At 66.1% G+C, this 26524-nt stretch carries 30 protein-coding genes; 13 read left to right on the forward strand and 17 right to left on the reverse strand.

The window, feature by feature from the left end; translation table 11 throughout:
* Positions 1 to 202 precede the first annotated feature (202 nt).
* Positions 203 to 1696, forward strand: a complete 1494-nt coding sequence (locus tag ARTB_RS06415; RefSeq protein WP_243178216.1) for a CYTH and CHAD domain-containing protein — start codon at positions 203 to 205, stop codon at positions 1694 to 1696.
* A gap of 23 nt (positions 1697 to 1719) precedes the next feature.
* Here ARTB_RS06415 and ARTB_RS06420 read toward each other — a convergent pair whose 3' ends face one another.
* Positions 1720 to 2469 carry a phosphotransferase enzyme family protein gene (locus tag ARTB_RS06420; protein ID WP_243178217.1) on the reverse strand — a complete coding sequence of 250 codons (750 nt, stop codon included), beginning with the start codon at positions 2467 to 2469 and terminating at the stop codon, positions 1720 to 1722.
* Between the two features lie 166 nt (positions 2470 to 2635).
* Between ARTB_RS06420 and ARTB_RS06425 the strand changes: the two genes are divergently transcribed.
* Positions 2636 to 3574, forward strand: coding sequence for a 5'-3' exonuclease (locus ARTB_RS06425; RefSeq protein WP_243178218.1), 939 nt, complete (start codon positions 2636 to 2638; stop codon positions 3572 to 3574).
* A gap of 80 nt (positions 3575 to 3654) precedes the next feature.
* On the opposite strand, the gene ARTB_RS06430 is transcribed toward ARTB_RS06425, so the two are convergent.
* The 11 genes from ARTB_RS06430 to ARTB_RS06480 form a co-directional block, all read right to left on the reverse strand.
* A complete protein-coding gene (locus ARTB_RS06430) occupies positions 3655 to 3831 on the reverse strand; it encodes a CsbD family protein (protein WP_243178219.1) in 177 nt (58 codons plus the stop codon).
* A 237-nt stretch (positions 3832 to 4068) separates the two neighbouring features.
* Positions 4069 to 4674, reverse strand: coding sequence for a PadR family transcriptional regulator (locus tag ARTB_RS06435; RefSeq protein ID WP_243178220.1), 606 nt, complete (start codon positions 4672 to 4674; stop codon positions 4069 to 4071).
* A 153-nt stretch (positions 4675 to 4827) separates the two neighbouring features.
* Positions 4828 to 5742 (reverse strand): alpha/beta fold hydrolase, encoded by a 915-nt coding sequence (locus tag ARTB_RS06440; protein WP_243178221.1) that lies wholly within the window; start codon positions 5740 to 5742, stop codon positions 4828 to 4830.
* A 114-nt stretch (positions 5743 to 5856) separates the two neighbouring features.
* Positions 5857 to 6933, reverse strand: a complete 1077-nt coding sequence (locus ARTB_RS06445) for a cation diffusion facilitator family transporter (RefSeq protein ID WP_243178222.1) — start codon at positions 6931 to 6933, stop codon at positions 5857 to 5859.
* A complete protein-coding gene (locus ARTB_RS06450; protein ID WP_243178223.1) occupies positions 6930 to 7307 on the reverse strand; it encodes an ArsR/SmtB family transcription factor in 378 nt (125 codons plus the stop codon). The genes ARTB_RS06445 and ARTB_RS06450 overlap by 4 nt, the downstream gene beginning before the upstream one ends.
* A gap of 69 nt (positions 7308 to 7376) precedes the next feature.
* Complete coding sequence (locus tag ARTB_RS06455; RefSeq protein ID WP_243178224.1) at positions 7377 to 7919, reverse strand: DinB family protein; 543 nt, start codon at positions 7917 to 7919, stop codon at positions 7377 to 7379.
* 81 nt (positions 7920 to 8000) lie between these two features.
* Complete coding sequence (locus ARTB_RS06460; RefSeq protein ID WP_243178225.1) at positions 8001 to 9218, reverse strand: MFS transporter; 1218 nt, start codon at positions 9216 to 9218, stop codon at positions 8001 to 8003.
* Positions 9219 to 9221: 3 nt separating this feature from the next.
* Positions 9222 to 9644 (reverse strand): arsenate-mycothiol transferase ArsC, encoded by a 423-nt coding sequence (locus ARTB_RS06465; RefSeq protein WP_243178226.1) that lies wholly within the window; start codon positions 9642 to 9644, stop codon positions 9222 to 9224.
* Positions 9641 to 11071 (reverse strand): FAD-dependent oxidoreductase, encoded by a 1431-nt coding sequence (locus tag ARTB_RS06470; RefSeq protein WP_243178227.1) that lies wholly within the window; start codon positions 11069 to 11071, stop codon positions 9641 to 9643. Before ARTB_RS06470 ends, ARTB_RS06465 begins: the two co-directional genes overlap by 4 nt.
* Positions 11072 to 11266: 195 nt before the next feature.
* Complete coding sequence (locus tag ARTB_RS06475) at positions 11267 to 11689, reverse strand: arsenate reductase ArsC (protein ID WP_243178228.1); 423 nt, start codon at positions 11687 to 11689, stop codon at positions 11267 to 11269.
* Positions 11690 to 11852: 163 nt separating this feature from the next.
* Complete coding sequence (locus ARTB_RS06480) at positions 11853 to 12527, reverse strand: arsenate reductase/protein-tyrosine-phosphatase family protein (RefSeq protein ID WP_243178229.1); 675 nt, start codon at positions 12525 to 12527, stop codon at positions 11853 to 11855.
* 45 nt (positions 12528 to 12572) lie between these two features.
* On the opposite strand from ARTB_RS06480, the gene ARTB_RS06485 reads away from it, so the two are divergent.
* From ARTB_RS06485 to ARTB_RS06495, 3 genes are all read left to right on the forward strand, one after another.
* Positions 12573 to 13313, forward strand: a complete 741-nt coding sequence (locus ARTB_RS06485) for an aquaporin (protein WP_243178230.1) — start codon at positions 12573 to 12575, stop codon at positions 13311 to 13313.
* A 118-nt stretch (positions 13314 to 13431) separates the two neighbouring features.
* Positions 13432 to 13782 carry an ArsR/SmtB family transcription factor gene (locus ARTB_RS06490; RefSeq protein ID WP_243178231.1) on the forward strand — a complete coding sequence of 117 codons (351 nt, stop codon included), beginning with the start codon at positions 13432 to 13434 and terminating at the stop codon, positions 13780 to 13782.
* 32 nt (positions 13783 to 13814) lie between these two features.
* Entirely contained in the window at positions 13815 to 14300 is a 486-nt protein-coding gene (locus ARTB_RS06495; RefSeq protein WP_043436934.1) for a GNAT family N-acetyltransferase, read from the forward strand.
* Here ARTB_RS06495 and ARTB_RS06500 read toward each other — a convergent pair.
* The gene (locus ARTB_RS06500; protein ID WP_243178232.1) at positions 14297 to 14914 is read right to left on the reverse strand and encodes a MerR family transcriptional regulator; all 618 of its coding nucleotides are present in this window, start codon (positions 14912 to 14914) and stop codon (positions 14297 to 14299) included. The genes ARTB_RS06495 and ARTB_RS06500 overlap by 4 nt on opposite strands.
* A 71-nt stretch (positions 14915 to 14985) precedes the next feature.
* Between ARTB_RS06500 and ARTB_RS06505 the strand changes: the two genes are divergently transcribed.
* Positions 14986 to 15462 carry a DUF4188 domain-containing protein gene (locus ARTB_RS06505; protein ID WP_243178233.1) on the forward strand — a complete coding sequence of 159 codons (477 nt, stop codon included), beginning with the start codon at positions 14986 to 14988 and terminating at the stop codon, positions 15460 to 15462.
* Positions 15463 to 15495: 33 nt separating this feature from the next.
* Here the strand turns inward: ARTB_RS06505 and ARTB_RS06510 are convergent, their stop codons facing one another.
* Positions 15496 to 16209: a TetR/AcrR family transcriptional regulator C-terminal domain-containing protein gene (locus ARTB_RS06510; RefSeq protein ID WP_243178234.1), complete on the reverse strand. Its 714-nt coding sequence runs from the start codon at positions 16207 to 16209 to the stop codon at positions 15496 to 15498.
* A 274-nt stretch (positions 16210 to 16483) separates the two neighbouring features.
* Here ARTB_RS06510 and ARTB_RS06515 point away from each other — a divergent pair, with 274 nt between their 5' ends.
* From ARTB_RS06515 to ARTB_RS06540, 6 genes are all read left to right on the forward strand, one after another.
* Positions 16484 to 16741: a hypothetical protein gene (locus tag ARTB_RS06515; protein ID WP_243178235.1), complete on the forward strand. Its 258-nt coding sequence runs from the start codon at positions 16484 to 16486 to the stop codon at positions 16739 to 16741.
* Between the two features lie 744 nt (positions 16742 to 17485).
* Positions 17486 to 18541 carry an iron-containing redox enzyme family protein gene (locus ARTB_RS06520; RefSeq protein WP_243178236.1) on the forward strand — a complete coding sequence of 352 codons (1056 nt, stop codon included), beginning with the start codon at positions 17486 to 17488 and terminating at the stop codon, positions 18539 to 18541.
* 30 nt (positions 18542 to 18571) lie between these two features.
* Entirely contained in the window at positions 18572 to 18820 is a 249-nt protein-coding gene (locus ARTB_RS06525; RefSeq protein ID WP_243178237.1) for a CDGSH iron-sulfur domain-containing protein, read from the forward strand.
* Between the two features lie 521 nt (positions 18821 to 19341).
* Positions 19342 to 20940, forward strand: coding sequence for a glycoside hydrolase family 68 protein (locus ARTB_RS06530; RefSeq protein WP_243178238.1), 1599 nt, complete (start codon positions 19342 to 19344; stop codon positions 20938 to 20940).
* Positions 20941 to 21064: 124 nt separating this feature from the next.
* Positions 21065 to 22672 (forward strand): glycoside hydrolase family 32 protein, encoded by a 1608-nt coding sequence (locus tag ARTB_RS06535; protein ID WP_243178239.1) that lies wholly within the window; start codon positions 21065 to 21067, stop codon positions 22670 to 22672.
* A gap of 281 nt (positions 22673 to 22953) precedes the next feature.
* Positions 22954 to 23190 (forward strand): hypothetical protein, encoded by a 237-nt coding sequence (locus ARTB_RS06540; RefSeq protein WP_028278144.1) that lies wholly within the window; start codon positions 22954 to 22956, stop codon positions 23188 to 23190.
* 90 nt (positions 23191 to 23280) lie between these two features.
* On the opposite strand, the gene ARTB_RS06545 is transcribed toward ARTB_RS06540, so the two are convergent.
* Together ARTB_RS06545 and ARTB_RS06550 are read right to left on the reverse strand one after the other, a co-directional pair.
* Positions 23281 to 23937 carry a M15 family metallopeptidase gene (locus ARTB_RS06545; protein WP_243178240.1) on the reverse strand — a complete coding sequence of 219 codons (657 nt, stop codon included), beginning with the start codon at positions 23935 to 23937 and terminating at the stop codon, positions 23281 to 23283.
* 134 nt (positions 23938 to 24071) lie between these two features.
* Positions 24072 to 24533, reverse strand: a complete 462-nt coding sequence (locus ARTB_RS06550) for a tektin family protein (RefSeq protein WP_243178241.1) — start codon at positions 24531 to 24533, stop codon at positions 24072 to 24074.
* A gap of 501 nt (positions 24534 to 25034) precedes the next feature.
* On the opposite strand from ARTB_RS06550, the gene ARTB_RS06555 reads away from it, so the two are divergent.
* Positions 25035 to 25853, forward strand: a complete 819-nt coding sequence (locus tag ARTB_RS06555; protein WP_243178242.1) for a GAF domain-containing protein — start codon at positions 25035 to 25037, stop codon at positions 25851 to 25853.
* A gap of 52 nt (positions 25854 to 25905) precedes the next feature.
* Here ARTB_RS06555 and ARTB_RS06560 read toward each other — a convergent pair whose 3' ends face one another.
* On the reverse strand, positions 25906 to 26499 hold the full coding sequence (locus ARTB_RS06560) for an NADPH-dependent FMN reductase (RefSeq protein WP_243178243.1): 594 nt from the start codon (positions 26497 to 26499) through the stop codon (positions 25906 to 25908).
* Between the last annotated feature and the right edge of the window lie 25 nt (positions 26500 to 26524).

A 26524-nucleotide genomic window follows, 5' to 3' on the forward strand; every position in this document is an offset into this window, starting at 1 on the left:
GCGCAGAGCCTAGAATCGGGCTAGGCGCACCGGGCCAAGGCACCGGCCGGACACGCCCGCCGGAGATCACGTCCATGTTCCAGCGGTGCCGATAGGGGAGGCCCGCCATGGCGGTCATCAACAGGCCCAACAGTTCGCTGCCGCGGGAACGCGCGTCCGGTGGGGGGTCCTGACCGCTATGGACACCACGGGAAAGCTTGAAATGGAACAAAAGTACGACGCCGGGACCTCTGCGGCGCTGCCGGATCTGCAGGAAATCGAAGGTGTGGACCACGTCGCGGAGCCTGTGACGGATCAGCTTGAGGCTGTGTACTTCGATACCCCGGCCCTGGTCCTCGCGGCGCGGCGCATTACCCTGCGGCGCCGCACGGGCGGGGCGGACGAGGGCTGGCACCTCAAGCTTCCCGCCGGGGCCGACCAGCGGGAGGAGATCCATGCGCCGCTGGGGCAGCCGGAGACCGTTCCGGAAGAACTGTCCGACCATCTGCAGGTCCTCATCCGGGGCGACGAACTCGAGCCCGTCGCCCGGCTGAGTACGCGGCGCACCACCTACCGGCTTTACGGGCCGGGCGGTGAGCATTTGGCCGACTTCGCCGACGACCACGTTCATGCCGAGGCCCTGCGGCCGCAGGGGCCGGCCGTCGACTGGCGTGAATGGGAGCTCGAACTCGTCCACGGCACAGCGGAGCTCTTTGAGGCTGCCGCCGCAACTCTGACGTCTACCGGAGCCGGCCACTCCGCTTTTCCTTCCAAGATCGCCCGTGCCCTGGGCGATGCCTGGCCGGCCGAGTTCAGTCCCCGGACTCCAAAGCCCCGGAAGAAGGGACCGGCAGTCGACGTCGTGACCGCCTATTTAGACGCGCGGATTGGCGACTTCATCGCCAATGATCCGGGTGTGCGGATGGGCACGCCGGATGCCGTCCACAAGATGCGGTCCGCGACCCGCCGGGCGCGCTCCGCCCTGGCCACCTACCGCAAACTCTTCAACCGCTCAGCGGTGCGGGAACTCCAGGCTGAACTGAAGTGGCTGGGCCAGATCCTGGGGCCGGCCCGCGATGCCGAAGTCATGCTGGAGCGGCTTCGCCAGCACATCCTGGAGCTCCCGGAAGAACAGAGGTCCGGCCTCTTGGCCCAGATGATCGATCAGGAGCTGGTCGCAGCCCACGACGCGGGCTACAGAAACGTCCTGGAGACCCTCCGGACTGGCCGCTACTTCCGTCTCCTGGGCTCCCTGGAGGACTTCCGGGACAACCCGCCTGCCAAGCCACGCGCCTTCCGGCCCGCGCGCAAGGTGACGGCCAAGCTGGTCAACAAGGCCGCGAAGCGGGTGGAGCGTGCCCGGAAGGCCGTCAAAGGCTCGGCCGACAGGGCCGCGCGCGACACAGCGCTGCACGAGGTCCGAAAAGACGCCAAGCGCCTCCGCCACGCGGGTGAGTCGGTCCTGGAGATCCACGGCAAGCGCGCCGCCAAACTCACCAAAGCGGCCGGACGGCTCCAGACAGTACTCGGCGACCATCAGGACAGCGTCATGGCGACCGACCTCCTGCGCAGACTCGCGGCCACCCCGGACCGGCCCGCCGATGCCGACCTCGGCTTCGAGGGTTTGCTGGAGATGGAAGAACGCATTGCCCGGAAGACGGAGAACAAAGCCCGCAAGGCAGGGAAGAAGCTTCGCCGCTTGCGGCTGCGACCCTGATCCTGGACGCGTCGAGCGTCGGGTTAATGGCCGGACAGGCTGCCGGCCATTGCGGAAACTCTGCCGCGATCCCTGCGGTACATGGCGGAGTGCTCGAGGAAATCCTCCCGTCCGGTGGCCGCAGCGCGGCCGTCCGTCAGCTCTGCCAGTTCGTCCAGCCTGGCCGCGAGGGTTTGGAACACTTGCACGTGTCCGAAGCTGACACCGTACGCGTCAATGAGGGCATCCAGGCGGGACAGCCGCTGCTGCTCTTCGGGAGCCCCGGGGCCGCCGTTTTCCCCCAGCGGCACGAGCCGGTACGCGAGGTAGGCAAAGTCCCAGATTCGTGGTCCCGGCGAGGCCGTGTCGAAGTCGATGAGCGCGGTTAGCCGCCCATCGGCAAACACCATGTTGTACGGCGCGGCGTCGTTGTGGCACACGACTTCTGCGGGTTGGTGAGTGGGCAGTTGCCACGAGAGATCCGCCCGGGCCAGTCCGACGCTGGCGTCGTGAATGCGGCGGAGCAGGGCTCCGGCGTCGCGCAGAACGGAAGGATCCCAAATCCAGTCGGGCAACGGGTATTGTGCTGCATCGCCGTCGATGAAGCTGAGGACCTCGCGGCCATGGTCGTCCATGCCCAGTGCCTGGGGGACCTCAGTGACGCCAGCATGCCGAAGGGCTTCGAGGAGCGAATGGACGGCCGGCGTCCACGGCCCCGCGGTCCGGCGCACCGTTCGGCCGACCCGCGTGACGAGAGTCGAATTACCTCCGGTCAGAACTTCTTCTTCGTCCATCCGCCCAAATCTACCCCCGTCGACCTTTGCCCAGGACCGGGGGAGCGGAAGACCCGTCCGGTCTCCAACGGCCTGGACGGTGGCGTCGACTGCGTCACTTTGTGCCCCTCCGAAGTTGGACCGTGACGTTCCACCGCCAGCGGGCGCATCCGTGTCAGGATCAGTCATGACCGACCGCCTGATGCTCCTCGACACCGCGTCGCTGTACTTTCGCGCGTTCTACGGCGTGCCCGACACGATCCGCCGCGCCGACGGCACCCCGGTGAACGCTGTTCGCGGGCTGCTCGACATGATCGCACGGCTCACCACCGACTACGGTGCGACGCATCTCGTCGCGTGCTGGGACGACGATTGGCGCCCGCAGTGGCGGGTAGACCTCATCCCGAGCTACAAATCGCATCGGGTCGCCGAGGAGGTGGCAGGCGCCCCCGATGTGGAGGTGGTGCCGGACGCGCTCGAGGCGCAGATTCCGATGATCCGCCGCGTGCTCGAGCTCGCCGGCATCGCCGTCGTCGGGGCTGCCGACCACGAGGCCGACGACGTCATCGGCACCTACGCCAGCCACGCCGACCTTCCGGTCGACGTGGTGACGGGCGACCGCGACCTCTTCCAGATTGTCGACGACGCCCGTCAGGTGCGGGTGGTCTACACCGCGCGCGGCATGAGGAACCTCGAAGTCCTGACCGACGCCGACGTCGTCGGCAAGTACCGTGTGCTGCCCATGCAGTATGCCGACTACGCGACCCTGCGCGGCGACACCTCCGACGGGCTGCCAGGCGTCGCCGGCATCGGCGAGAAGACTGCCGCGTCGCTGCTCGGTGAGTACGGCACGCTCGATGCGCTGCTCGCGGCTGCCGCGGATGCAGGGAGCGGGCTGTCCACCGCAGTGCGGTCGAAACTCGCCGCGGCGGCGGATTACCTCACGGTCGCGCCCACCGTCGTGAAGATCGTGAGGGACCTGGAACTGCCGACGCTCGAGGAGGCCGGCGCGCGGCTGCACCCTGTCTCCGGCGGTTCGCGGGCCGAGCTTGAGCGTCTCGCCACAGAATGGAACCTCGGCGGTTCGGTCGGCCGGCTCCTTGAGGCATTCGACCTGCGTCGTTAGGGAAGTCCCCGGGGCGTGTGGGCAAATGCCGGGGCGGAGGTGCGATCCGGACCGCACCTCCGCCCGCCGGCGGCCTGTTTTCAGTGTTTCTTGAAGGCGTCCTTGACCTTTTCGCCGGCCTGCTTCAGGTCTGCCTTGACCTGATGGCTTTTGCCCTCGGCCTTCATCTTGTCGTCGCCGGTGGCTTTGCCGGCCGCCTCTTTGCCTTTGCCGTGGAGTTTCTCGGCGGCGTTGTGGATCTTGTCACCCAGGCCCATGATGAACCTCCTTAGTTATGTCGCCCCCGCGACGTGAATGCCATGGAGGCCACACTTAATTGTAGGGACGGAACCGTGGAAAGCGGGGGCCATTTGGTGCGGTCCGGGCCATTCCCGGCTCCGGGACAACAATCCAGGTCAGGCGGTCACGGTTCCAGAATACAAATGCCGCCAGCCGAAGTTATTCGGGCAGGGACCCTTGGCAGCGGTGGCAGTGCGCCGGCCGAAGCGGCGGTGTTAGTCGGCAAGAATGCGGTAGAGCGCGCGGCGGGTGTCATCGATTACCGTCATTGCGGCATTGCGTTGTTCCTCGGTTGCCGAGAAGCGGAATTGGTGGATGACTCCCATGAGTTTTCCGACGCTTTGGTGGAACGCCGGCCCGGATCCCTCCGGGTCGGTGTTCCAGGCGTTCCCCAGCTCCTCGGCGTGATCGGCCACGTAGGCCTTGCCCGCATCGGTGAGGGTGAACTCGGTGCGCCGGCCATCACCTACGGGCGCAATGAGCTCTTCATCAACGAGCTGCTGGAGCGTCGGGTAGACGGACCCCGGGCTCGGACGCCAGGCGCCCGAGGTTTTTTCTGCAATGGTCTTGATCAGCCCGTAGCCGTTGGACGGTGATTCGGCCAAGAGGGAGAGAATCGCCGAACGAACATCGCCCCTGCTGGCCCGCCGCGACCCGCCGGGGCCAAAACCCGGTCCGAAGCCCGGTCCGAAGCCCGGTCCAAACCCGCGGCCCGGGCCGAAACCACCGTGTCCGTGGGGTCCGCGGCGGCTCCTGCCGCGCCCGAAACGTGCCTGGGCGGGTCCACCGTCCGTGAATTTGTCGTCATGCATGCCTTTCATAGCGGCATCGACCTTTCTCAATCAGTTGTGATCAATGATGGTCGCCGATTGTTCGGCGATAATTAACGATATATCGGTGAGTATCGGCGGTCAAGAGTCGATTTACTCCGGCATCCGCTGACTCGCGGACGCTGCCAGCCGCTGCCGTACAGGTCACGGATACAGCAGGTCATCGAGCAGCCGTTGCACATGCTCCGGCCGCTCGATGTTCGCGAAGTGGCCGCAATGCGGGAGTGTCACCGTCTGGACGCGTGGGATTATCTCGGCCAGTCGGAGCAGGTCAGAGGGTGGTGTGAACACATCGCTGTCCCCGCGGATCGCCAGCACCGGACACAGAATGCCCCGCCACTGGCCAAAATCGTAGTGCGCCGCGGCCCGGGCTGCCGCGGAGAAACAGGCCGGCCGGGCGTCCTCGCCAAGCCCTCGAAGAACCCCCGCGGAGATGGATGCGGGTTCTGCAAAAAACGGGAACAACAGCGGCCGCATCACGGCGGTGGACCCGATTGCACGGACCAGCGCGGGCCCTGCCGGGCCGAGGGCTGCCGCGGCGCGCATGGCCAGCAGCATGCCCAGAAACATCGGGAACCGGAACAGGCTGCGCAGTGGCTTGTCGGCCGCTTCGGACACGCCGAAGGTGGTCGCCGAAATCGCGGTCACGCTGGCGGTCCGCCCGGGCCACGCCGCGGCGATGTGCAATGCCAGGAAGCCTCCCATGGAGTGGCCCACCAGGTTCCACCGCCGGTAGCCGAGCGAGGTCAAAGTACCGGTGACGGCGCGTGCCATCGCTTCGATGCTCAAATTCGCCATCCGGGCGTCCTGCGTGGACTCGCCCCAGCCCGGCAGGTCTATCAGCACCCGGTCATGTGCCGCTGCCGGGTGAAGAAGCTCCCGGAAGGACGTCCAGGAGCCCGCGGCGCCGTGGAGGTAGACATCCGCCGTCCCGGATACGGCGTGCGGGCCCCCGGTGCCTTCCTGGACATGCACCGTGCAGGGGCCCAGCTCCGTGGCAAGGGTGCGCCGCCGCAGCGTGGCAGCCCCCGTACTTGCGGTTTCCTGCTGAACACCCATGGTCACCTTCTGTTCGTGGTCTTTGAAGGTGATTCGGAGCGGCGGGGGTGCAGGACCGGACGCGAGGCTCGAGGCGGTGGAGGCCGGTGCGGATCAGGGCCTCCGAGGCCGCCGTTATCCGCGGCTCGGGGGAGGCGGTGGTCCGGCCGTCGCGGCCGGGCCGAACGTGGGGACCGTTGTCACGGAGCCCACGTTCGGGAGTGCGTGGCGGGTGGCGTGGTCGATTTCGTCGTGGATTGTGGCAAGTTCGCCCACGTCGGTGATCGTGGTCAGGGGGATGGAGACCTCGACGTGAAGCCGGTGGCCGGACCAGCGCAGCCGGGATGTTGCGCCCGCGGGGGCGTGGGCAGTGACAACCGCCGCCAGGCGTTCCGTAAGGTTCGGGTCCACGCCGTCCATCAGCCTGCGCCCGATGTCGCGAATGGTTCCCCAGAGGAGCACGGCGATGGCTGCGGAGATGAGCAGGCCCACGATCGGATCTGCAAGCGGAAATCCGAGCCATATGCCGATGACTCCGGCGACGACGGCCAGCGAGGTGAAGCCGTCGGTGCGGGCATGAATACCATCGGCGACGAGCGCGGCGGACCCGATCCGCCGTCCCACGCGGATCCTGTAGATCGCGACTAGTTCGTTGCCGGCAAAGCCCACGAGCCCGGCGGTGAGCACCCAGCCCAGGTTCTGGACGGGTTGGGGTTCAAAGAAACGCCGGATGGATTCGACGGCGGCCACCACGGCGGAGAGCGCGATCATCGCCACGATGAACAGCCCTGCGAGGTCCTCGGCGCGGCCGAATCCGTAGGTGTACGTCCGGGTCGCGCGGCGGCGTCCGAGCAGAAAGGCGATCCACAGCGGAACGGCGGTCAGGGCATCGGAAAAATTGTGGACCGTGTCCGCCAGCAGTGCCACGGAGCCGCTGATGAGGACGATGACCAGCTGGAACAGCGACGTGGCCCCCAGTCCGAGCAGGGAGACCTTGACGGCGCGAATGCCTTGGGAACTTGTCTCCAGGACGGAGTCGATTGAGTCGGCCGAGTCATGGGAGTGGGGCACGAAGAGCTCCTGCAGCCAGCCCTTGAACCCGGTCGCGTGGACATGGCCGTGCGGGCCGTGGTCGTGGTGATGGGCGTCGTCGTTAGCATGTCCGTGCGGGTGCGGGTGGACATCGTGGCCGGGATGCATTGGCCGGTTCATGCGCCGGCCTCCCTTGTGAGGCTGTGCGGGGCTGTGCTGTGATGCGGGGCCGTGCCGAGGGTGTGTTCGGCCTGGTGGATGGCGTCGGCCACGAGCTGCCAGGCGTGCCCGTCCTGCAGGCGGTAGTAGACCTTAGTGCCTTCCTGGCGGGTGGCGACCATGCGCGCCAGCCGCATCTTGGCCAAATGCTGGGAGACCGCGGCCGCCGATTTCCCGGCCTTTTCGGCCAGTACGTTGACGGGCAGTTCACCGTGGCGCAGGGCCAGGATGAGCCTGACGCGGGTGGCGTCAGCCAGCATGGCAAACACCTCCACGGCCAGCTCGACGTACTGGCTGTCCGCGGTGAGCGTGCAAGCCTTGTTATCTGCATTCATACGCAGATACTTACATATAACCACGCTCCACTCAAGACGGCCGACTCAACGGGATACCGTTAGTGGCCATCAGAACGATTCCGGTGCGTCCGGATTCCGAAGGCTCAGCTGCCTGGCGTGGAAGTCGAAATGAAGCGTGGGGTAGGCGTAGACATCGCTGAGTGTCATCAGCGGCGTGAAGAAGGGGTCCCACCTGTCAGGAAACGGCATTGACCTGGCAAGGGTCTGCGGGTTCTCGTGTTCGAGCCGGCGGGAGAGCGCGGCGATGGTTCTATCCAGTTTCCGGCTCATCCTGCGCCTGTTGTAGACGCGGGCGGCGGCCCGGGAACCCCAGTAGTTCACCACATCAAAAGGACCGGTGCCCGCGTTGAGGACAGCAGCGAATGCCCGGCCCGCCGGGCGGGGGAGCCGGCTGACGACGTGGACCAGCGGAAGCAGGGCGCGGACCACCATGTAGCCGAAGACCATGTGGAAGAGCAGTTCCTCGTTGGTCCAGCGGGTGCCCGTACTTTTGCGGCCGAGGTCATTGGGCGCCGCGTCCTGCAGCAGGGCGTCGAGGTGGCGGCGGGCGCGGCTGTACCCGGCCAGGATTTCGTCCATCGTCGGCTCCACAATGTGCCCTTCGCCGTCTCACGCCTTCAGTCGTGCCCTTATTATGTCCCGTGTCTATCAGCCTCAGGGGCAGCGGGTCTCTTAGCTGGTTCTGGAGGGCCTGAGCTGCCGCACGCCTCCGGCAGCGGCGAGAATGGCGGCCGTGGCGGCTGCCGCGGTCATGGCGTACGCCATGACCGTGTATGTCCCGAGCCAGGCGGCCAGCACGGGTCCCGCCGCCGGGGCGACGGCCGTGACAGCTGTGAGCGGTGCCGCGAACAGTCCCTGCAAAGTGCCAAGATTCTGGGTTCCCCAGCGGTCAGCCATGATGGTGGCCTGCAGCAGTGTCTGGCACCCGCGGACCGCGCCGGCGAGCATACCCGCCGCGATCAGCGCCGGCATCGGGCCGGGCAGTGCCGCGAGCAGGAAGACGGCGCAGGCCGCCGTGCCGGCGATGACCTGCAGCCGGGCGCCGGACGGGATGGCTGCGAACAGCAGCCGGCCGCCGACCTGACCGGCGCCCACAAGACCGAGCCCGAGCGCGGCCGTGGCATAGTCGGCGCCTTTCTCTACGAGCAGCGGAATGATGTTCAGCGTCACGGTGTAGAGCCCGAGGCAGAGCAGGACCATCAGCGCCTGCAGACCCAGGAATTCCGGGCTTCGCCGCACGGCCCGCACCATCACCTGGTGGTCCGGGGCCGGGATTCCGGGGGCAGCCGGGGCCCAGTTCCGGTTCAGGTACCGGGCGTGCAGCGGCACGGAGATGATTCCCATGATCCCGGCGAGGATGAGGAAGGCGCCGCGCCAGCCGAACGCGGATATCAGGGCTGCGGTGAGCGGGGCGAAAATGGTGGATGCGAACCCGGCGACAAGGGTCAGGACGGTCAGAGGCCGTACCCGGGCGCGTCCGTACCAGCGGCTGATCACCGTGAAGGCCGGCTGGTACAGCACCGTGGCCTGCGCGGTCCCGGCGACGAGCCAGGCCGCAAAGAACACTGGCAGATTAGGGGCCAGTCCCACCGCGACCAGGGCCAGCACTCCGAGCAGGGATCCGCCGATCATCAGCGCACGCGGCCCGGTCCTGTCCAGCCTCCTGCCGACGGCGATCCCGGCCGCAGCGGAGACCAGCAGGCCGGCGGAAAAGGCTCCCGTCACTAGCGCCGGGTCCCAGCCGGTGTCCTCGCTGATGGGCCGGACCGCCGCGATCAACGAGTAGTAGAGCACGCCCCACCCGGTCGTCTGGGTGATACACAGCGCGGCCAGGCCGCCGCGCGGTGCACCCTCCGCGACCACTGTCCGGGACAACGCCGGGGCGGGCATGGCCTAGTCCCCGGTCAGCTCCGCATGCAGTTTCCGGACCCGGGCCTTGATGTCGTCCCGGACCAGGCGCATGCGTTCCATGCCTTCGATGCCGCGTTCGGAGGGCTCGTCCGTATCCCAGAACTCGAGCCGCTGGCCCTCGCGGGGCTCGACCTTAGCCTGGTTGCCCAAGACGATGACGACGTCGGCCGTGTCCAGGGCCTCGTCGGTGACGGGCTTGGGGTATTCGCCGGTGATGCCGATGCCGAGTTCATTCAGAGACTCCACGGCCTGGGGGTTCAGCGACTGACCGGGCTTGGTCCCGGCGGAGTGCACCGTGACGCTCCCATCGGCGAGATGGTTCATCAAACCTGCGGCGAGCTGGGACTTTCCGCCATTCTTGCTGCAGACGAACAGGACGCTGGGCGTTTTCGTGGTCTCGGTCATGCGTTTGATTCTTCCTTCTCTGGGCTGGGTTCGTGGAGCAGTGATACTGCCGGTTGATCTTCGCCGGAGCGTCCGTGGGACAGTCCGGTGGGGAAGCCGACGAGCACCGGCTCGGGAGCGGCGCAGCACGAGGACTCTGATGCGACGGCGACGACCGCCGGAACGTCGCAGCTGGTGCCAGCGTCGGCGGAGCAGACACCGGTTTCGGGGAGTTCGAGCTGGACGGTGTCCGCGGCCTCGCGGTCGCCGGCCAGGGCGGCGGCGACGGAGCGGACCTGTTCGTAGCCGGTGGCGAGCAGGAAGGTTGGCGCACGGCCGTAGGACTTCATGCCGACGATGTAGAAGTCCTTGTCCGGGTGGGCCAGGAGCTTGGCGCCGTGCGGTGCAACAGTGCCGCAGGAGTGGAACTCCGGGTCGATGAGCGGGCCGAGCTCCACGGGTGCTTCGACGGCCGGGTCAAGGTTCAGGCGGAGCTCACGCAGGATGTCCAGGTCCGGGCGGAAGCCCGTGCAGGGGACGACGACGTCGGCCTCGAGGGTGCGTCCGTCAACGGATTCCACAGTCACGCCGGAATCCAAGGCTTTGAGGGAAGCAATGCCGAAGCCGGTATGCAGTTCGATGGTCCCGGCCTCGACGAGGCGGCGCAGGCGGGCACCGAGCTGGCCGCGTGCGGGCAGCCCGTCGGCGTCGCCGCCGCCGTAGACTTTCTCGGCGGACGCGCCGCGGACCGCCCAGAGGATCCGGGTGCCCGGTTCGTCCTTGGCCAGGTCCGCGAGACTGATCAGGGTGTTGGCGGCGGAGTGGCCGGCGCCGACGACCAGGACACGGCGTCCGGCGAAAGCGCCACGGTCACGGCCCGTGACGTCAGGGAGCGGCGAGGAGATCCGGTCTGCGGCGGAGTCCTCGCCGATGGCGGGAAGCCCGGAGGTCCCCAGCGGGTTGCGGGTGGACCAGGTACCGGAGGCGTCAATGACCCCGGCCACGGTGTGGTCGCGGGTTTCCCCGTCCTGGTGCTGGACGCGGACGACGAACGGTGTGATCTCGCGGTTACGGGTGTGGGTCTTGTCCATGCCTGCGCGGGTGACGGCGATGACTCTGGCGCCGGTCTGCAGCCGGGAGCTGATGACCGGGAGCGCGGCCAGCGGGGCCAGGTACCGATCGATGAGTTCCCCGCCGTAGGGCAGCGCGGTGGGCCGGGGCGCCTCCCAGCCGGCGGCTTCGAGCAGGCGAACGGCGGCGGCATCGATGTTGAACCGCCACGGGGAGAACAGCCGGATGTGGCGCCACTGCTCGATCGCGGCGCCGGCGGAGGGGCCGGCTTCGAAGATCAGCGGTTCGAGTCCGCGTTCGATCAGGTGGGCCGCGGCGGCCAGGCCCACGGGGCCGGCGCCGATCACGGCAACGGGAAGGTTCTTCGCTGAATCCATTGGTGTCCTCTTTCATCCGTTGTGGTGTTGCGGTTGTTTTCGGTTGGCCCTGCCGGCCGGGGTTGGGCCGGCAGACGCCGGGGTTGGGTTAGCAGCAGTCCTGATCCTCGTCGTCGCAGCATCCGTCGTCGTAGCATCCGGTGTTCATTCAGCTCACCCCCTCTCCGTCCTCTGTCAGACGTGTGGTGCTGCCCCTTACTTGGCGGCAGGGGTCAGGGACTCGATCAGGTCCTCGATGCGGGTCTTGATCTCGTCGCGGATCGGGCGGACGGCTTCCACACCCTGGCCTGCCGGGTCCTCCAGGACCCAGTCTTCGTAGCGCTTGCCGGGGAAGTAGGGGCATTCGTCGCCGCAGCCCATCGTGATCACGACGTCGGATTCCTGCACGGCCTCGGTGGTGAGGATCTTGGGGATTTCGGCGGACATGTCGATGCCGAGTTCGGCCATGGCCTCCACGGCTGCCGGGTTGACCTTGTCGGCGGGCTGGGAGCCGGCGGAACGGACCTCGATCCGCCCCTCACCGAGGGTGGTCAGGAAGGCTGCGGCCATCTGGGAACGGCCGGCGTTGTGGACGCAAACGAACAGGACGGACGGCTTCTTGGCGGTTTCTGTGCTCACGGGGTTTCTCCTGGAATCAATGAGGTGAGTGGGCGATACAGTCTGGAGTCTTGCGCCCGGCTTGAAACTCTCAACCGAACATTGATGATGATCGATATAGAGAGTATCGGGCTATAGATTGATGAATGCCAATATTTGCTGTCGGTGGATTTCTGCGACGGACCTAGACGGCGGTTACGCGGGGTGCAAGGTCATTGATGCGGCGGGTGATGTCGTTGAACGCCATGTCGAAAGCTTCTTTGGTGCCCGGGCGCAGCGGGTCCGGCACGGACCAGTGGATTCCACCCAGTCCGGGCAGTTCCTCGTGGGCCTTGTCGCAGACGGTCACGATGAAGTCGCCCTCGTCTGCCACCTGGATCAGGGTGCGCGGGGGAAGGTCCGCAAGGTCCAGGCCATGACGGCGGGCGACGTCGATAGCGCCTTGGGCGATGCGGTCTGCGGGGTGCGTTCCCGCCGACGTCGAGGGAATTTCACTGACCTGCTGCCAGAGAGCGGCGGCCAGCTGGGACCTGGCGCTGTTCCGTGTGCAGACAAACAGGACGCGGCTCGCCCCGTGTTCGGCCCCCGGCACCAGGCCCTCCAGGGCGCCGGCAGCAAGCCGGATATAGCTGCGGCGCCTGTCGGCTTCGGAGCGGTGCCGGGTTGCCAGCCCGGCATCTTCCAGCGTGCGCAGATGGTGGGACAGCAGATTCGACGGCATCCCCAGCTCGGCCTGCAGCTCCGTCGGGGAGAAGTCCCCCAGGGTCAGCAGATCAACGATGCGCAGCCGCGCAGGATCGCCGAGGGCTGCGTGCTTGGCTACCCGCACCCGAAAGCCTTCTGCTGCCTCAATATTCATTGGTTCAATTTTGACTGACTTAGTTCTTTGGATCAAGCTGTTGCCATGACTTCCAACCAGCCGCCGCTGTGGCGCCGCGCCATCGCCGAACTGCTCGGTACCAGCCTGCTCGTGGCCATCGTCGTCGGCTCCGGGATCGCCGCGCAGCAGCTCTCACCCAGTGACGTTGGCCTGCAGCTGCTGCAGAACAGCACCGCCACAGTGCTGGGGCTGACGGTGCTGATCCTGATGCTCGGGCCTGTGAGCGGCGCGCATTTCAACCCCGTGGTCTCCCTCGCCGACTGGATCCTGGGCCGACGCGCCGGTACCGGCTTGACCCTGCCGGAGCTGGGCACCTATGTGGTTGCCCAGACCGTGGGTGCGGTCAGCGGCAGTATGGTCGCGAACGCCATGTTTGAGGTGGGCACCTCCATCTCGTCCAAGGAGCGCGCAACGCCGGGGCATCTCCTGGGTGAAGTTGTCGCCACTGCGGGGCTGGTCCTGCTGATCTTCGCCTTGGCTGCCACCTCCCGCGGCGTCCTTGCCGCGCCGGCGGTGGGCGCCTACATCGGAGCCGCGTACTGGTTCACGTCCTCGACCTCGTTCGCGAATCCGGCAGTGACGGTGGGCCGCATCTTCAGCGACACCTTCGCCGGCATCGCACCGGCCTCAGTTCCCGGCTACGTTCTGGCGCAGCTGATCGGCGCAGCAATAGGAATTGGCCTTCTCCTCATCCTGTTCCCCTCCGCGGCCCGCACCGCGGACGGCGTCGTCCTGGCGCACAGTGCCGAAACCGCCCGCTCCTAGCCTTGGCCGGCGGCCGAACAATGCCGCCTCCACACAAAACAGATCTGCGCCAGGTCGCCCGACCCGAGCTCTTGCGCCCATACATTGATGTATATCAATATCAGGGCATAATGGGTACATGAAGTTGTTGCCTGTACTCGAGCCGGCCACGGATGAATCCTGCTGCACCCCGGCAGGGCCCCCTGCCCTGGGTCCCGAGGAAGCCCAGCAGAGGGCCCTGGTTTTCAAGGCGCTGGCCGACCCGAACCGGCTCCGGCTGCTCTCCATCGTCAAGGCCGGCGAGTCAGGGGAGGCATGCGTCTGCGACCTCACCGAGCCGCTGGACCTGGGCCAGCCCACGGTCTCCCACCACCTGAAGGTCCTGGTCGAGGCCGGGCTGCTGCACCGTGAAAAGCGCGGCACGTGGGCCTACTACTCCCTGGTGCCCGGGGCGCTCGAGCAGACGGCCGGGCTCCTGGCGACGCTGTGACCGCGCAACAGTCCGCGGTGACGATCCGCTCCATGCGCGAGGACGACTGGCCGGCCGTCCGGGGAATCTACCGTGAAGGAATCGCCACCGGCCACGCCACCTTTGAGGCGGAAGTGCCGGACTGGGAACGCTTCACCAGTTCCCGGCTTCCCGCGCACCGCCTCGTCGCCGAGGCTCCCGAGGGCGGGATCCTTGGCTGGGCGGCTGTCTCCGCGGTGTCGGCGCGGCCCGTTTATGCCGGCGTGGTCGAACACTCCGTCTACGTCGCCGCGGAAGCCCGCGGCAAGGGAGTCGGGGCCGCGCTGCTTCAGGCCTTGGCCGCATCGACCGAACGGTGCGGGATCTGGACGATCCAGGCCAGTGTCTTCCCCGAAAACGAAGCAAGCCTGAAGCTCCACCTCGCGAACGGATTTGCCGTCGTCGGCCGGCGGAACCGCATTGCCCGCATGAGCTACGGCCCCAGCGAGGGGCAATGGCGGGATACGGTGCTGATCGAGCGGCGCTCCCCGGTCGTCTAGGACTCCGCCTCGCCAAACCGCTGGAAGGATGCGCTTTGCTGGGCAAGCCGGCGCATGGCCAGGAGTACCGGTTCCATCAGGAGTGTCCCAAGAACCACGTGCCTCATGGCGGCCTCGGCCGAATCCGTGGGGACACTTTCGACGTCGGCCGCCGCGATGTCCCGCATTGCCGCGGCGTAGCGGTCCAAGAGTGCGGCCGGCGCATCGAACCCGGCATCTGAGAGCCCGTGCAGGGCGTCCACCAGGGCGGCCTGAGTATCGCGGTCGCATGTCTCTGCGCCCCATCCCCAGCGGTCCAGGAGCCGCTGTGCCGGGGAGAGATCGACGTCGTCCGGTGCGGTCCGAGTGACCGCGTGGTGCGCAATTCCGAGCAGGTCGTGGCCTGACTCCGGCGGGTTCTCCAGGCCAAGCAGTACCTGGCGGGTGGCGCTGATGCTGAGCCCGGCGGTCCCAATGAGTGCCCGGATGAGCTTCAGCCGCCGAACATGCGAGTCGTCGTAGCGGGCCTGCGTCGCGGACGTCAGCACGCCCTCATGAAGCAATTTCTCCCGAAGGTAGTACTTGATGGTGGCCACCGGAATCTCAGTAGCAGCGGCCAGCTGTGAGATGCGCAAAGTTTCTCCTTGACTTGGATAGTCGCACTCGCCAATATTGGGGAGTAGCGGTATCCAGTTAGGAGAAAAGTATGGCACGCATCAATGCTGGGCGTTTCGCTCACCGCCATTCCGGTGATTTGGTGGTCTTCCTCATCGGCATGCGCATCAACAGGCCCTGGCGTCCGGATCTCTGGCTGCCGGTGTTCCTTGCGATGCCCCGGATGCTGACCGAACTCTTCCGGGAGCCGGGTTCCGGGCTCCTTGGTTGCCGGTTTGCCCTCGGAGCCGGCGGGCCGGTCATTGTGCAGTACTGGGACTCGGTGGACAAGCTGTATGCCTACGCCAGCGCGCCCCAGTCCGAGCACAGACCCGCCTGGGCTGCCTTCAACCGCCAGGCAAGGAAGGCCCCAAAAGCTGTCGGCATCTGGCATGAGACCTTCCAGGTAAGCAGGGCCGAGAGCATGTATGTTTCTATGCCTACCGAAGGTCTCGCGCAGGCCACAGAGCTTCTGCCCGTGGGGCCCGGAAGGCATCAGGCCAAGGACCGGCTGTCCAGCCCGGGCTGAGATGGCCGGTGCCTTTCCAGGGGAAATTCCGGATCAGGGTTCGGTCGGGGAGTCCGGCAGCGGGAGGCGGCCCGCGAGCCCCGAGAGCAGGATGGTGATCCCCTCATCCAGTTCGGCCATCCCGTCGTAGTCGGCGAGGACCGGGGCGAGGGCGCGGAGTCGGGGGAAGTCTTTCGGCGGCAGGCGGTGCAGGCCCAGCCGGAGAAGGGCCTCGTTTTCCTCGGGGTCGACGACGAATTCCTGCAGTTCGTTGAGGATGTGCCCGTAGAGGTATCCGTAGTAGGCGCGGTAGACGTGCAATGCGTCAACGGGGGCGAATCCGGCGTCGATCAGCAGGGACAGGATCTGCTCCAGCGGACGCAATGTTCCCAGCGGCCGCAGGCCCAGGGGCGTTGACAGGGGGCGGGTCACGAGGAGGGGCACGACGTTGGGGTGCCGGAGCGCCAGGAGCCGCAGGTCGTGGGCAATGCGCCGGAGCTGCGACTGCCAGTCGGGATCATCGGGAATGATGGCCAGTTCATCCAGCACGAGTTCTGAGACGCCGTCCAGCAGGGCTGCGCGGTTGGCGGCGTAGCGGTACAGACTCATGGGGTCCCGGCCGAGCTCCTGCCCGAGCCTGCGCATGGTGAGGGCGTCGAGTCCTTCGGCGTCCACCAGTGCCAGTGCCGTCGACAGGACAATCTCCCGGCTGAGGCGAGCTTTCTTGCCGGGAGCCGCAGGGGGCGCCGGGTGCTCTTCGGGCGACATGGTTTTCCGTTCGGGTCGATACAGAGTGGTTGCATTTCCGGGATGAAAAGCCGGTTGCTTAATGTGTAGTCTACGCCTACAGTCTACATTGTAGAGAAGTTGCATTGGCTGGTTTCCGGAGGATGTGGACCGCCAGCCCAGTAACGCTTTATCCCCGGATCTGCGGTGACGCAGCAGTGCGGGATCTTGCTTCATCGCCCCGTGCATGGCCTTGACGCTCAGCTGCTGTAGCCACACGGCGGCACAAAATGCACCGCGAAGAAACGAGCCACTCATGGCAACTTCCCAATACGACCAATTCCTGCAGGAAGCCACCACCCGGGACCCTGCATCCGACCACGCCCTGGGCCGGGACTGCCTTTACGGGCTCTACACCAGCTGGTGCTTCCTGCGCCAGACCGCGCCCCGCACCGAAGATGCCTTCTGGGCGGCAATGAAAGAAAAGCAGATCCATCCCAAGCGCAACGGCCTCCGCATGAAAGGACCAGCCGCGGCGGACTACATCCTGGCCAGCTACCCCGGCCTGGTCTGACCCGGATGACAATCACGTCCAGCACGTACTTGCCCCGGGATGCCCACCAGCCCCGAGGGCGCCGGCCTTGGTGTGCGACATGTGAGACCGACCGGCACCTGCTCCTGGACTCTGTCGCCACCTTGAATCCGCAGCAGGAAACCCTCGCGGCCGCCATCAGCTGCACCAACTGCGGCAGCTCGCACGTGGTAGCAACGACTGCGGCGTTTCTCGCAATCATCCCGGCGCGGAACGGGAACAGCGGCGGCGCCATGCACCGGGAGGACGCCTACCGCCACTGCCAGGAGCCGATGTCCGCAGTGGACCCCGAGCGGCGAAGTGCCCACCGGGCGGTTTCCACACACGCCGGGAGCCCGGATGTTCTGGGCGACTATCTTCGGACGCGCGTTCTCCGGTGCCGGTGCGGGTTCCAGATGGAAATACCCCGCCCGTGACAGGCAGCACCCTCCGGGGCCTGTATCCAACAAAGTATTAGGGGCACACCGTTTCCAACCACAGCACTGCCACCACCGGAGCCTCCGCGGCCCACAATCAACGACCCGCGCTGATGGACATGGATCTGTCCCCGCAGGGACTCGCGGATGCCCCGGAGAACGAAGTCGACCCGGACAGCCTCGTCTACACCGGCAACAGCTAAGGGGCTGCACCCATGGGCCCCTCCGGCCAGTACCCCGCGCCGGACCCGCATCGACGCACTTTCACCGGCCGCAGCCAGTATCGCTGAGGCCCACGTAGGAGAAAAACATGAAGATCCCTGACGCGCGCGGACCCATAAGCGGCGCCCTGTTCCGGCTTCTGGCCGACGGGACCGGAGCTGATTCCGCAGCCCAGGGCACGCTGCTCGATCTCACCGAGGGGCAGCTGGCACTCGCCGATGACCTCATCGACGACGGCGATGTGCAATTGACCCTGTTCTGCCTCTACGAGCTGCATTACGGCGGCCTGGACGGGGTGGACGACCGCTGGGAATGGAACCCCGGGCTGGTCACACTCCGGCAGCTGCTGGAGGAACCCTTCGAGCTGGCGCTGCGGTCTGCGGCCCGCTCGTCCGCCGGATCAGTCCAGCCTGCTCCTGCCGCCGGCCTGGACAGCGACGCGGTGGCGGACATTCTGTTCGGGCTCGCGGGCCAGGACGGTGGACCGGACATGTCCCGCCATGTGGCGAAGAAGGCCACCCTCGGGCAGCTCCGTGAATTCCTGGTCCACAAATCGATCTATCAGCTCAAGGAAGCCGATCCGCACACCTGGGCGATCCCGAGGCTGACCGGGCGGGCCAAGGCTGCACTGGTGGAGATCCAGGCTGACGAGTACGGCGGAGGCCGCCCGGACCGCATGCACAGCGCACTTTTCGCCCGGACCATGCGAGGGCTGGGGCTGGACGATGTCTACGGCGCTTATGTGGACGCCGTCCCGGCCATCTCCCTCGCCGCGGTCAACATGATGTCCCTTTTCGGGCTGAACCGCAGACTGCGGGGAGCCATCGCAGGGCATCTGGCGATTTATGAGATGACCTCCTCCCGGCCGAACCAGCAGTACGGCAACGGTTTCCGGCGTCTCGGACTCGGGGCCGATGTGACCGCGTACTTCGACGAGCATGTCGAAGCCGACGCCGTCCACGAACAAATCGCGGGCCGGGATCTCGCCGGAGGGCTCGTGGAGGCAGAACCGGACCTTTTTCCGGACGTCCTGTTCGGCGCGACGGCGGCGCTTGCCATCGACGCCCGGCTCACCGCGCACATCATCGGGGCGTGGCAGAACGGCACGTCGTCGCTGAAGCCGCCCGTCCCCGCCGGGGTCTGACCCGGGCACGAACCCAGCCAGGGAGCATCTATGAACCAGAGCCCGCAAGAATCGTCCAACGACGCCGCCATTGTTATGTGTCCCGACGGACCGATCCTGGTCCGCGGTGAGTTTGAGATCGTCACCCCGTCCGGGGGAGCAGTGCCGCGGACGCGCAAAACAGTGGCCCTGTGCCGCTGCGGCGCGTCCGCGATCAAACCCTACTGCGACGGCACCCACAAATTGATCGGGTTCCGGACCGAATTCCCCGCCACCCCGGGGACGAAAGAAGCGACGTGAGGCACCCGGGAATGGTTGGGGATCTGTGGCACCTATCGCCGGATTCGTGGCCCCCGGTGACCGGAGTACCAACGCTTTAGGCAGCCCGGTGCCTTACTCAAGGCGCCGGCGTCGGACTCAGCAGTGCTGGGCTGGGTGATGGACGGCCGCGGGGCAACGAACGGGTAAACGGCGGGCGACGTGAAAAAGAAAGCATATTTTTTAGGAAATATTTGACTGAATCTTAGAGTCGTGGCACGCGCGCGGAGAGATTGTGCAAGCGCTTACATCGACCGGGGTGTGAGCCGTTTTGGTGTCTGAAATGTGGTTTTGAATCCTCGCCAGCACTGTCTACGGTGATGAACGTCCAGGAGGTCAGCACCCTCCCGGGCCACCGACGGGGCCCTACCGAGGTCCCGTCCCCTCGACACGATGGCGTCCTCGATGACGCCTGTGGTGTCATCGGGGCTGCCGGAGTTTCGGGGAATGAGGGCATATGCCCGTCTTCCACGAATGGTCTCAACTCCGCGAGAAGAGCAAAAATGCACGAGCACCCCAATACACACCGGAAGCTGCGGTGGCGTTCTGTCGCCGCGGCACTGGCGGCGGCCGTGGCGGCCTCCGTCTTCCTTGCCGTTCCGTCAGCCCAGGCAAACACGCCCTCGGATCCGCCGAGCGGCGGCCAGATGCCGGCTCCGACCCCCGGCTTCCCCCTGCCCACGAAGCACACCCAGCAGGCGTTCGATCCGGCCGCGGCCTTCACCTCCAAGTGGACGCGTGCCGATGCCAAGCAGATTATGGCCCAAAGCAGCACAAGCGTAACCCCGGGCCAGAACTCCATGAGCCCGAACGTCACCATGCCGGAAATCCCCCAGGACTTCCCGGCCATGAACGACGACGTCTGGGTTTGGGACACTTGGTCCCTGACCGATGAGAACGCAAACCAGATCAGCTACAAGGGCTGGGACGTGATCTTCTCACTCGTTGCCGACCGCCACGCCGGCTACGGCTTCGACCAGCGGCACTGGAACGCCCGGATCGGCTATTTCTTCCGCAAGACCAACGCCGATCCGGCCAAGGACAAGTGGAACTACGGCGGACACCTGTTCCTGGACAACACCTCCGTCGGCAACACCGAATGGTCCGGTTCGACCCGCCTCATGCAGGGGAACCACGTCAACGTCTTCTACACCGCAACGACGTTCTACGACGTTGCCGAGCGCAACGCCGGCGGCGGCGGAATCGCCCCGGATGCCGTGATTGCCAAGGCGCTGGGCAACATCCACGCTGACAAGAACGGCGTGAGCTTCGACGGCTTCGAGCACACCAAACTCCTTGAGCCGGACGGCGTCATGTACCAGAACAAGGCCCAGAACCCAGGGTTCGCCTTCCGGGACCCCTACACGTTCGCGGACCCGGCGCACCCGGGCAAGACCTTCATGGTCTTCGAAGGCAACACCGGTGGCCAGCGGGGCGATTACAAGTGCACGGACCAGGACCTGGGCTACCAGCCCGGGGACGCCAACGCCGAATCCGCGAACACCGTCAACGCCACCACCGGTGCATGGTTCCAGACCGCCAACGTGGGCCTGGCCGTGGCGGACAACAAAGACCTGACCAAGTGGCACTTCCTGCCGCCGGTCCTGTCCGCCAACTGCGTCAACGACCAGACCGAGCGTCCGCAGATCTTCATCCAGAACGAGGGCGGCAAGAACAAGTACTACCTGTTCACCATCAGCCACCAGTTCACCTATGCGGATGGAATGCGCGGCCCCGACGGCGTGTACGGCTTTGTTGGCGACGGCGTCCGTTCCGACTACCAGCCCATGAACAACAGCGGCCTGACGCTGGCATCCCCCACGGACCTGAACATGCCGGCCAATGCCCCCGAAGGACCGGACCCCCGCCAGAACGGCCGCCAGTTCCAGGCCTACTCGCACTACGTTCAGCCGGGCGGGCTGGTGCAGTCCTTTATCGACAACGTGAACGGTGTACGCGGCGGTTCCCTCTCGCCCACCGTGAAGATCAACTTCCGCAACGGAGTTTCGGCCGTTGACCGCACTTTCGGCCAGAACGGTCTGGGCCCGTTCGGGTACCTGCCCACGAACCTCAACGTCGGCGGTGCCGGCCTCTACAAGTAGTGCAGTAGGCAGTCATGAGGCGGAAGCGCCCGGAATCCCGGGTGCTTCCGTCCCACTGCAGGCCCCAGGCCGACGGGCCATAGATGGGCGGGATGGCTTCCACCAAGATCAGGAATGTTGAATCATGAAAAACCATTGGACGATCTGGATAGTGGCCGCCGCGGCCGCGGCCGTTCTGATCGCAGTGGCGCTGGTCCCATCGCCGGGATCCCGCCCGGGCTCCCAGAGCCACGCCGGGCAGGCGCAGTCAGCCTTCGACCGGCCCGAGGGGGCATCCGAGTTCCGGCCGAGCTATCACATAACGCCCGGGAAGAACTGGATGAATGATCCGCAGCGTCCCATCCTGCTCGACGGCGTGTGGCACTACTACTACCTCTACAACGCCGGGTACCCGAAGGAGAACGGCACCGAGTGGTACCACCTAACCAGCACGGACCTGGTGCACTGGAAGGAGGAGGGAGTGGCGATCACCAAGTACAAAAACGGGCTGGGCGACATCGAGACCGGAAGCGCCGTGGTGGACCACGACAATTCGGCCGGCTTCGGCAAGGGAGCCGTCATCGCGGTCATGACGCAGCAGGACCAGGGCATCCAGCGCCAATCCTTGTTCTATTCCACCGACCACGGATACTCATTCACCGCCTATGCGGAGAATCCGGTCATGGAAAATCCTGGCGAACCGGACTGGCGGGACCCTAAGATCATCCGCGATGAAGCCCACGGCCAATGGGTGATGGCCCTGGCCGAAGGCAGCAAAATCGGCATGTATACCTCGCCGGACCTGAAGAATTGGCACTACGCCTCGGGCATCGAACGCAAAGGTCTGGGCGTCCTGGAATGCCCGGACCTCTTCCAGCTGGATCTCGACGGTGATCCAGCCAAACGGACCTGGGTCCTTGCCGCCAGCGCCAACGGGAGCGAAGAGGGCTTCACCACGGGCGTCGCCTACTGGACTGGCGAATGGGACGGAACCCGATTCACCCCGTCTGACGGGCCGCACCAGTGGCTCGACGCCGGCTCCGACTTCTACGCCGCCGTGACGTGGGATGATCCCAGGCTCACCGAAAGCCAGCGGATGTCCTCGCGGCACGCCATCGGGTGGATGAACAACTGGCAATACGCCCGGCAGTTGCCCACTCAGGACTGGCACGGCGGAGCCGACTCCATAGTGAGGGACATACGACTGGAGACAATCGCCGGAAAGCCAACGCTGGTGTCGAGCCCCACGACCGCCATGAAGGCCCTTGAAGGCCCGGCGGCAACCACCGGGGAACGTCGACTGACACCGGATGGCGCAGGACAACTGCCGGTCCCGGAAGGCGGGGCGTACCGGCTCGATGTGACTCTTGAGCGGACAGCGCAGGACGACGGTTCCGTTGCCAGGATCGAGCTCGGAAGCGACGGCGGAACGTTCGCGACCGTCGGATACGACTTCGCCACCGAGTCAGCATTCATCTCCCGGGAGTCCGACGCTGCCGCCACCGGCAAGGCCGAACTCAGTCCGGACTACCGGGCATCGCGGCGGGCAGTCAGCCCAGCGCGAGACGGGAAAGTGGAGCTGTCGATTTTCGTCGACTACAGCTCGGTGGAGGTTTTCATCAACGGCGGAGAAAAGACCATGACGTCACTGGTCTTCCCCACCGCGGGGACGCCGAACATCAAGGCCGTCACGGCGGGGGGCACGCTGACGCTGAAGTCCTTCAGCTCCAGGCAGCTGGCCGCCACACACTGACCAGCACCCGTTTGGAGGATCACAGATATCCACGTCGATGAGATGAAATCCCGCTCCATCGCTACCGGCAAGAGGCCTGGGCCTCGTTCCATGGGAACGAGGCTACGAGTTTTTAGTTTTGTCATGTTGACGGACGGTTCATTCGAACCTGGAACACGTAGGGTTGTCAGCATCGGCGGTCAATATCCAGTCAGCCCGATGGCATCGCACGTATTCCCCTGTCAGCAAAAGCCCGACAGGTTTGTCGTTGAACCGATGCCTGAGAGGCAGCAGTGACTAACATGCACATCAAGGAACAATGGAACCGGCTCGATCCGACCACCCAGCAGTGGCTGATGGACAACCCTGGATGCATGGTGCTGCCCCGCACCCTGACGGCAATTTTCAACAAGGAAACGGGCGAAAACGCCGACATCGACACCCATGGCGAAGCCGTGCTTAGCGACGAGGACAGGGAGTTCATCCAGGGCAAGGCACGCGAAGCCGCCGGCGGCCTTTCGGATGACCGCTTTCTTTGATTCCGCCCAACCCTAACCCCGTCTCCGGGGGGTCCTGCGTGGGCGAGCTGTCCTTGGCGCCCAATCGGCCGCGACGGGAAAGAGAACCCTCTATTGGAGATAATCGGGCGCCGCTTCCAGACCGAAGTACTTCTCAAGGGTGGCAATCCCGGTGCTTTGCATATCCTCGGCGATAACCTTTCCCACATAGCGCAGATGCCATGGCTCGTAGGTGTAGCCGGTAGTGGCCTCGGCCCCGGCCGGATATCGGATGATGAATCCGTACTCCCAGCCGTGCTCGGCCGCCCACCGCCCTGCCGGGGTATTGGCGAAGCAGGCTTGCAGGGCGCAGGTTCCGCTGGCATTGCCGATGTCCATCGACAGGCCGGTCTGGTGTTCGCTGTAGCCGGGCCGGGCAGCAAGGGTGTCCGCCGTCGCCTGTCCGTACTGGCGCACGTAGCTGTCATAGAGGCTGGCCTGCTCGCTGAACGAACGGTAGCCGCTGATCGGCATGACGTTCACGCCGGCCGCCTTGGCGGCTTTGGCAAACTGCTTGTAGGCGTCCGCGGCCGGCGCCCGCAACCGTTCCGCTTGGACCCTGACCAGCTGCCCCGGTACATAAGCGGCCGGGTTCAGCTGCCGGTGCTTGTTGACCACCACCTGCAGGCTGGAGGCAGAATCAAAGTCGTAGCCCGCCGCGGCCACTGCCGTCACGGACGGTGCGATCATGCCGAGCGAAAGCACCAGCCCTGCCACAGCACCCGTCATCCTGCTGATTCCTCTAAGCACGGTGGCCTCCTAGAAGTGTCCGGAACAGATTCGGGAACTCTACCGGCCTGCAGGGTCCGTGGTCGAGAGGGATCCGGAACAACTACGCGCCCACGGCGGTCCGCACGGGACCGTCAGCACTTGACCTCGGTCCTGAGGTCCCGGATCGCGGCCTCGACGTTGGAGGCTTCGTCCCGGAGGGAATCAGCTGCTTGAGTCAACGTGGCGTTGTCAGGCACCGCGGCGACGGCGGCATTGAACTTGGCTTCGGCGGCCATCACCGCCTCCGCCCGTTGCTGGGCGAGGTTCTCGCTTGCCTTGGCCAGCTCTTCATAGGTCTTGGAGACTTGGTCTTGGGCCGCGCGCACCTGCTCGATTGTGGCGTCCGGCTTGAGCGTGGCCTTGAAATTCGCCAGGGCCGCGGCATGGGCATCGGCAGCAGCGCAGATTTCCGACACGCTCGCAGGCGGGCTCGAGATGGCCGCGGTGGGGCTTGGGGTGGCAGCCGGCGGACTCGTGGGGCTGCATCCGGTGAGCAGTACGAAGGCGGTCGCAAGCGCGATGGATCCCACGGTGATTGCGTGCGGTCTTGACATTTGAGGGCTCCTCTCCCAGCTGGGATCGCCCCCGAGCAGTGGGGCATCGAAGGGCATATCCATCGTCTGCCCGGACGCGGGTGCGGACCTCATCCGCCGGGGGTGAAATGGGCGGTAGTGCCCTGCCGACCCGCACGGGCCCAAAGGCCCTTTTGGGACCGGCGGAACGCGGGTATTAATGGTTGTGCCACGGCGGGACGGGTCCTCCGCGACTGGTGTTGAAGCCGGGGCGGGCGGTCCAGGGCGGATGTTGAATGCCTCCCTGGGCCGCCGCGGCGCTGAAGCGGATTTCCCGCTGTCACGGGAACAGCTCAGCGGAACAGCTGCCGGAACAGCTGAGGAACAGTTCATCGAAACAGGTCGCCGGGACAGCCCGGAACCATACCAATGCGACAGAGGCCCTGGCTCTGACAAATGGGAGGCGCGGCGGTGTCCGCCCGGACGTATGCTGTTTTCATCGGTTCAGCAGTGAGCTGCGTGCTTTGATCTCGAGCGTGGAACATGACCCAAGGAATTGCAAGAGACGGCCGGCAGGATCGTTATGCCTCCTTCTGGGAGCTGCACTTCAACGACCCGGATGTCGGTGCCTTCCTCAGCGAAGCCGTGAGTGAGTTTGTCGACGACATCGGTGGTCCCGGCCGTGGGATCAGCTGGGCAGTGACACTGGTCGGGTCCGCGGAGGCACTCACGCTGACCGCGGGCAGCGCACCGGCACGGGCCGCCGACGAGGCGCAGCGTTCCTTCGACGACGGGCCCGCCCGCACGGCGGTCCGAACCGGCGAATATGTGTTCGTGGGCGACACTTCCCTGGAGCGGCGCTGGCCCGGATACGCCAGCGCCGCCGCAGCCTTCGGGGTCCGGTCCCTCGTATCCGTTCCACTGGCACCACAAGCGGTCTTCCATGCCGCCGTGAACCTGTACGCCGCGTGGCCGCACGTCTTCACCAGCGCAGACATCATCGCAGCGGCTCGGCTGGCCCGCTACATCTCCCGTGCACTGCGATTGGTCCAGGAGTTGGCGCTGAGGTCCGGCGGCGGCGCAGACCTCTCCTCGGCGCAGCTCTCCCGGGCACTGGCCGGGCTGGCGCTGCGGACGCTGGTGCGGGAGTACGGGTTCAGCGAAGAAGGCGCCCTTGACTACCTGCGCAGCGTCGCAGGCGGAGCCGCGCGGGAATCATCCGGCGGCACGGTCCACGTCCTGGTGCCCGATTCCGTTCCGGGCCAGAACGTGCCCCAGCCCAGTCCCTATGCCGCGGCGCCACACGGCGGAGACACGCCCCCCGTTCGTCGGCGGCGGCGCAGGACGGGGACTCCGGCGTAGGCGGACACCGGCATGCGCCGGGACGGCAATCCGGGCTCAGCCTGGGCAGCGGTCACGCCGCGCTGGCGTCTTCTGTTCCGTGGGCATGGCCTGGCCGGAGGACCTTCAGCGCGCCGGACCACGCGATCACCTGGTCAAACAGGATCTGCAGGCTCTTTTCCGCGGCCGCCGTCGGGATGAAAGTGCGGTAATTCGCGAATTCCGTGGCCAGGGGCAGCGCCACCTGGGCCCGGACGTCGGCCATCTGCAGCTCCGCGGACACTCCGCGGAAGTGTTCGACGGCGCGGATGCCGCCGCTGCTTCCGTAGCTGACAAACCCGGCCGCCTTGTTGTTCCACTCCTTGTAGAGGTAGTCCACAGCGTTTTTCAGTGCGCCGGGAATCGAGTGGTTGTACTCGCCCGTGACGAAGATGTAGCCGTCGAATCCGTCGACAGCTTCGGACCAGGCCTTGGTGTAGGGCTGGCTGTACCGGCCGAGGGAGGGTGGCAGCGGCTCGTCCAGCAGCGGAAGATCAAAATCGGCGACGTCGAGGACGTCAAAGGTGGCATCGCCGCGTTCTGATGCCCGGGCACTTACCCAGTCGGCGACGGCCTTTCCGAGGCGACCGGGCCGGGTGCTCCCGAGCACGATAGCGATGCGGATCATGGCGGGCTCCTTTCCGGAAGTAATG

The organism is Arthrobacter humicola (genome assembly GCF_022803015.1).
Lineage (GTDB): Bacteria > Actinomycetota > Actinomycetes > Actinomycetales > Micrococcaceae > Arthrobacter > Arthrobacter humicola_A.

What these genes read in the sequence shown, in the direction of transcription:
- ARTB_RS06440 (WP_243178221.1), bottom strand. Translation starts at nt 5,742, where the DNA reads ATGGGTGTTCAGCAGGAAACCGCAAGTACGGGGGCTGCCACGCTGCGG.
- ARTB_RS06560 (WP_243178243.1), bottom strand. Translation starts at nt 26,499, where the DNA reads ATGATCCGCATCGCTATCGTGCTCGGGAGCACCCGGCCCGGTCGCCTC.
- ARTB_RS06425 (WP_243178218.1), top strand. Translation starts at nt 2,636, where the DNA reads ATGACCGACCGCCTGATGCTCCTCGACACCGCGTCGCTGTACTTTCGC.
- ARTB_RS06490 (WP_243178231.1), top strand. Translation starts at nt 13,432, where the DNA reads ATGAAGTTGTTGCCTGTACTCGAGCCGGCCACGGATGAATCCTGCTGC.
- ARTB_RS06415 (WP_243178216.1), top strand. Translation starts at nt 203, where the DNA reads ATGGAACAAAAGTACGACGCCGGGACCTCTGCGGCGCTGCCGGATCTG.
- ARTB_RS06495 (WP_043436934.1), top strand. Translation starts at nt 13,815, where the DNA reads ATGCGCGAGGACGACTGGCCGGCCGTCCGGGGAATCTACCGTGAAGGA.
- ARTB_RS06470 (WP_243178227.1), bottom strand. Translation starts at nt 11,071, where the DNA reads ATGGATTCAGCGAAGAACCTTCCCGTTGCCGTGATCGGCGCCGGCCCC.
- ARTB_RS06485 (WP_243178230.1), top strand. Translation starts at nt 12,573, where the DNA reads ATGACTTCCAACCAGCCGCCGCTGTGGCGCCGCGCCATCGCCGAACTG.
- ARTB_RS06445 (WP_243178222.1), bottom strand. Translation starts at nt 6,933, where the DNA reads ATGAACCGGCCAATGCATCCCGGCCACGATGTCCACCCGCACCCGCAC.
- ARTB_RS06530 (WP_243178238.1), top strand. Translation starts at nt 19,342, where the DNA reads ATGCACGAGCACCCCAATACACACCGGAAGCTGCGGTGGCGTTCTGTC.
- ARTB_RS06545 (WP_243178240.1), bottom strand. Translation starts at nt 23,937, where the DNA reads ATGACGGGTGCTGTGGCAGGGCTGGTGCTTTCGCTCGGCATGATCGCA.
- ARTB_RS06510 (WP_243178234.1), bottom strand. Translation starts at nt 16,209, where the DNA reads ATGTCGCCCGAAGAGCACCCGGCGCCCCCTGCGGCTCCCGGCAAGAAA.
- ARTB_RS06480 (WP_243178229.1), bottom strand. Translation starts at nt 12,527, where the DNA reads ATGAATATTGAGGCAGCAGAAGGCTTTCGGGTGCGGGTAGCCAAGCAC.
- ARTB_RS06505 (WP_243178233.1), top strand. Translation starts at nt 14,986, where the DNA reads ATGGCACGCATCAATGCTGGGCGTTTCGCTCACCGCCATTCCGGTGAT.
- ARTB_RS06460 (WP_243178225.1), bottom strand. Translation starts at nt 9,218, where the DNA reads ATGCCCGCCCCGGCGTTGTCCCGGACAGTGGTCGCGGAGGGTGCACCG.
- ARTB_RS06540 (WP_028278144.1), top strand. Translation starts at nt 22,954, where the DNA reads ATGCACATCAAGGAACAATGGAACCGGCTCGATCCGACCACCCAGCAG.
- ARTB_RS06535 (WP_243178239.1), top strand. Translation starts at nt 21,065, where the DNA reads ATGAAAAACCATTGGACGATCTGGATAGTGGCCGCCGCGGCCGCGGCC.
- ARTB_RS06525 (WP_243178237.1), top strand. Translation starts at nt 18,572, where the DNA reads ATGAACCAGAGCCCGCAAGAATCGTCCAACGACGCCGCCATTGTTATG.
- ARTB_RS06465 (WP_243178226.1), bottom strand. Translation starts at nt 9,644, where the DNA reads ATGACCGAGACCACGAAAACGCCCAGCGTCCTGTTCGTCTGCAGCAAG.
- ARTB_RS06450 (WP_243178223.1), bottom strand. Translation starts at nt 7,307, where the DNA reads ATGAATGCAGATAACAAGGCTTGCACGCTCACCGCGGACAGCCAGTAC.
- ARTB_RS06520 (WP_243178236.1), top strand. Translation starts at nt 17,486, where the DNA reads ATGAAGATCCCTGACGCGCGCGGACCCATAAGCGGCGCCCTGTTCCGG.
- ARTB_RS06550 (WP_243178241.1), bottom strand. Translation starts at nt 24,533, where the DNA reads ATGTCAAGACCGCACGCAATCACCGTGGGATCCATCGCGCTTGCGACC.
- ARTB_RS06435 (WP_243178220.1), bottom strand. Translation starts at nt 4,674, where the DNA reads ATGAAAGGCATGCATGACGACAAATTCACGGACGGTGGACCCGCCCAG.
- ARTB_RS06430 (WP_243178219.1), bottom strand. Translation starts at nt 3,831, where the DNA reads ATGGGCCTGGGTGACAAGATCCACAACGCCGCCGAGAAACTCCACGGC.
- ARTB_RS06420 (WP_243178217.1), bottom strand. Translation starts at nt 2,469, where the DNA reads ATGGACGAAGAAGAAGTTCTGACCGGAGGTAATTCGACTCTCGTCACG.
- ARTB_RS06515 (WP_243178235.1), top strand. Translation starts at nt 16,484, where the DNA reads ATGGCAACTTCCCAATACGACCAATTCCTGCAGGAAGCCACCACCCGG.
- ARTB_RS06555 (WP_243178242.1), top strand. Translation starts at nt 25,035, where the DNA reads ATGACCCAAGGAATTGCAAGAGACGGCCGGCAGGATCGTTATGCCTCC.